Source organism: Geomesophilobacter sediminis, from assembly GCF_016458275.1.
In the GTDB taxonomy this organism is placed as follows: Bacteria; Desulfobacterota; Desulfuromonadia; order Geobacterales; family Geobacteraceae; genus Geomesophilobacter; species Geomesophilobacter sediminis.
In genome coordinates this window covers 1-467 of sequence record NZ_JAEMHM010000051.1, presented here as the reverse complement: position 1 = coordinate 467, position 467 = coordinate 1, and the positions used below count along the sequence as shown (strand labels likewise).

General features: G+C 52.0%; 1 protein-coding gene. It reads left to right on the top strand.

Annotated features, from left to right (window positions below):
* A partial coding sequence (locus JFN93_RS25300) for an IS256 family transposase (protein ID WP_199387170.1) occupies positions 1-467 on the top strand: 467 nt, incomplete at both ends.

The window sequence follows — 467 nt, the reverse complement described above, 5'->3', positions numbered from 1 at the left end:
TTTGATCCACTGATCCTACCTAAAGGGCAGAGCCGCTTTACCGGCTTTGACGACAAGATCATCTCCATGTATGCCCGTGGAATGACCACCCGTGATATCCAAGGCCATCTCCAGGAGATGTACGGGGTAGATGTATCGCCAACACTGGTCTCACAGGTCACGGATGCCATCGCAGATGAAGTAAAACAGTGGCAGAATCGGCCTTTAGAGGAGGTTTATCCCATCGTGTACCTGGATGCCATCAGGGTCAGAGTCCGGCACAATGGACATGTCATTAACAAGGCCGTCTACCTCGGCATCGGCATCACAGCTGAAGGGATCAAGGAGATCCTTGGGATGTGGACTGCCGAAAATGAAGGTGCCAAGTTCTGGCTTCAGGTGGTCACCGAACTGAGAAACCGGGGAGTGAAGGACATCTTCATCGCATGCGTCGATGGTCTCAAAGGCTTTCCTGAAGCAATTGAAGC